Consider the following 3,202-nt stretch of genomic DNA (forward strand, 5'->3'; position numbering starts at 1 on the left):
CGAGAAACAGCGCGGCCTCGGCGATTTCATCCGGGCTGGCGAGACGCCCCACGGGGATGCGCGCGCGCAACGCTTCAAGCCCCGCGGCACGCTCGCTCTCGCTCATGCCCGGCCAGTCGAGAATCGGCGTCGCAGTGACGCCCGGGCTCAAGGCATTGACCCGGATGCGCCGCGCCAGCAGATCCGCGGAAAAACTGCGCGCCATGGATCGCACCGCCGCCTTGCCGGCGGCATAGACGCTGCAATCCGGCCAGCCGGCGTCGTGGATCATCGAGCTGGTCAGCACCACCACCGCCCCGTCGCGCAGGTGCGGCAGGGCCTTCTGCGCCGTAAAGAACAGGCCTTTGACGTTGATGTCGAACTGGCGGTCGAAGAACGCCTCGGTCACCTCGACCAGCGGCTTGGCTCGAAGATGCCGGCGTTGGCGTAGAGCAGGTCGATCTTGCCGACCGTGTCCGCGAGCGTCGAATAGAAACGGTCGAGGTCGTCCATGCGGCTGACGTCCGCCTCGATCGCCCGCACGCCGAGTTCGCGCGCGGCAGCATCCAGACTGACGCGATTGCGACCACTGATCACCACCTCGGCGCCTTCCCGCCGCAGCCGATTGGCGATGGCCAGGCCGATGCCGCTGTTGCCGCCGGTGACGACGGCGGTTTTTCCACTGAAGCGATCCATGTCAATTCCTTGGTCGGGAAATGCGTAAAGTGAGGTGCTCAGCCTGCAGGTGTGGCGGCAGCGCGCTCTGCCAGCACCGCCTGCAGCGCGAAGATGCCGTTCAAGGCCGCCGGGAAACCGGCATACACAGCCATTTGGATCAGCACTTCGACCAGTTCCTCGCGGCTGCAGCCGACGTTGAGCGCGCCGTGCAGGTGCACTTTCAGTTGCGGCTGCGCGTTGCCCAGCGCCGCCAGCGCGGCGACGGTGGCAATCTCGCGCTCTTTCAGCTTGAGGACGCCGCGCGAATACACGTCACCGAAGCCAAACTCGATGATGTAGCGCGCCAGATCGGGCGCGATGTCCTGCAAGGCGGCGACCACGTGCTCGCCGGCTTCGCCATCGATGGTCTTGAGCATTTCCCAGCCGCGGCGGTAGCGTTCGGATGTTTGTTGCATCGGAAACTCCTGTGGTGTTCACACGGCTGTGTCGATTTGCGAAAGGGGCGTGGCTTCGAGTTCGCCCACGGTGACGCTCGCGCCGAAATGATGGACGACGTGTTCCAGGACATGCGCGCGCTGGGCGGAGGTGAAGGCCGCGCAGGCATCCTCGACCACGAGGGCGCGGTAGCCGAGATCGTGCGCGGCACGCAGCGTGGACTCGACGCACACATGCAGGGCGTAGCCGGCCAGCAGCAGGGTGTCGATGCCGTGGAAGCGCAGGAGCGCATCGAGATTGGAAGCCGCAAAGGCGCTGGCGCCCAGGCGCCCGCCAACGATCAATTCATCCTCGTGCGGCTCGAATCCGGGGGCGAAGTCTTCGCGGCCTTCGCGCCAAGTACCGGCGCGGGGGATCGCGCCGCGCAGCCCGAGGGTGTGCGGGGTCGGTGCCAGATCGCGGTAGTCGCTGCGGCAGCGGAAGGGGACATGGAGGACGTTCCAGCCGCGCTGCCGCGCCAGCGCAAGCAGGGCCGCGGCGCGCTGCTGCGAATGCAGAAACAGATCACGGTCGGCCATCAGGGCTTGCAGCTTGCTCTCCGGGGCGAGCCATTCGCGCTGGAACTCGATCATCAGCAAGGCGGTGCGTGCGGGGACAAGGTTGAGATCGTTGGCGTTGTGCATGGGCTGATGGGTCTGTGCGTCGTGCTGCGAAGCCGCCATTGTTCGGCCGCGCGCTATGCTCGTGAAGAGAAAACCACGCAAGGCGGTTTTGCATCCATGGAAAACCTGAACTGGGACGATCTGCGCGTGCTGCTGGCGGTGGCGCGCACGCGCAGCCTGTCGGCGGCGGCGCTGCAGCTCGGCAACAGCGCCTCCACGCTGGGGCGGCGCATCGCCCTGCTCGAACAGGCGCTGGGCGTGACGCTGTTCGTGCGCCATGCCAGCGGCTATCGCCTCACCGAGGATGGCGAGGTCTTGCTCGACGAGGCGCGGCGGGTCGAGGACGCCATCGTGCAACTGCGCGGACGAGCCAGCGACCGCGGGCGCGAGCCCGCGGGGCATGTGCGGCTGGTCACCAACGAGGCGCTGGCTAACCTGCTGATCCTGCCGCGCTGGAAGGCGCTGGTGGCAAAATATCCGAAGCTGACGCTGGAACTGGTCACGGGCGCGGCAGTGCAGGACATGTACCGGCGCAATGCTGACCTCGCCCTGCGCCTGGTGCGGCCCGAGACGGGCAACCTCACCGTGCGCAAACTGGGGGTGCAGGCGTATGCGGTGTATGCGCGGCGCGGACTGGTGGGCATACGGCGGGGCATGCAGTGGCGGCGCGCATCGGGCCGTAGCGGCTCGCCGATGGAAACATTGCCGTGGATCGGCTGGGATGAGGAAATCCAGCACCTGGTGCAGGCACGCTGGCAGCGGCAGCGCTATCCCGACGCCGCCTTCGCGCTGACGACCAACAGCCTGTTCAGCCAGCTCGAGGCAGCGGAACAGGGACTCGGTCTGGCCGTGCTGCCCTGCTACATCGCCGATGCGCGGCCGAAGCTGGAACGCTGCCTGCCGCCCGCGCAGTGCGTGTCGCAGGACATCTGGCTGGTGATCCAACGCGGGCTGCGCGCTTCACCGCGCGTGCGCGTGGTGGCCGACATGCTGGCCGAGGTGGTGCATGAACACCGACGCGTACTTGCGGGAATCTGATCAAACTCATTGCGGCCTACGCTGGAATGACGACGCAAGGAGGGCGACCACTACATGGCTAACCTGGAGGGGCTTCATAGTTCGTCCTGCCGCTAATCGGTGGCTGGCGCACAAGACTGAATTGGGTGCTGCCATGAGTCGGTTTGTGGATCATGGCATCACGGGAGGGAGCTGCTTATGACGCAACGTCACCAACATCTTCGCCGGCCGGCTTGCGCATGCCGCCGAGATCAGTCAGAAGTATTTCGCTACACCAAGTTCGAGAACTACGCGTGACTAGGGCCGATGAAAGGTGAGCACCGATTCGGTACGCATGCGTTTTGCCAAGGCATCACCCGTCATCGGCAGGTAGCGGATATTAACAGGCAGCGGCCGCTGCCTACTCGTCCCCAGCCGTAGCCCAGCCAAGC

At 66.0% G+C, this 3,202-nt stretch carries 3 protein-coding genes and 1 pseudogene; 1 reads left to right on the top strand and 3 read right to left on the bottom strand.

The genetic code is table 11. The features are described from left to right. The 3 genes and pseudogenes from ACYDAT_RS15850 to ACYDAT_RS15860 all read right to left on the bottom strand — a co-directional run. A pseudogene (locus ACYDAT_RS15850) lies at positions 1-675 on the bottom strand (SDR family oxidoreductase); the annotation flags it as partial. 38 nt (positions 676-713) lie between these two features. Next, complete coding sequence (locus ACYDAT_RS15855) at positions 714-1,112, bottom strand: carboxymuconolactone decarboxylase family protein (protein ID WP_461451383.1); 399 nt, start codon at positions 1,110-1,112, stop codon at positions 714-716. Between the two features lie 18 nt (positions 1,113-1,130). After that, complete coding sequence (locus ACYDAT_RS15860) at positions 1,131-1,775, bottom strand: cysteine hydrolase family protein (RefSeq protein ID WP_461451385.1); 645 nt, start codon at positions 1,773-1,775, stop codon at positions 1,131-1,133. A 96-nt stretch (positions 1,776-1,871) separates the two neighbouring features. On the opposite strand from ACYDAT_RS15860, the gene ACYDAT_RS15865 reads away from it, so the two are divergent. Then, positions 1,872-2,792, top strand: coding sequence for a LysR family transcriptional regulator (locus tag ACYDAT_RS15865; RefSeq protein ID WP_461451387.1), 921 nt, complete (start codon positions 1,872-1,874; stop codon positions 2,790-2,792). Positions 2,793-3,202: the final 410 nt, after the last annotated feature.

It is taken from the genome of Metallibacterium sp. (assembly GCF_054637675.1).

What these genes read in the sequence shown, in the direction of transcription:
- ACYDAT_RS15860 (WP_461451385.1), bottom strand. Translation starts at nt 1,775, where the DNA reads ATGCACAACGCCAACGATCTCAACCTTGTCCCCGCACGCACCGCCTTG.
- ACYDAT_RS15865 (WP_461451387.1), top strand. Translation starts at nt 1,872, where the DNA reads ATGGAAAACCTGAACTGGGACGATCTGCGCGTGCTGCTGGCGGTGGCG.
- ACYDAT_RS15855 (WP_461451383.1), bottom strand. Translation starts at nt 1,112, where the DNA reads ATGCAACAAACATCCGAACGCTACCGCCGCGGCTGGGAAATGCTCAAG.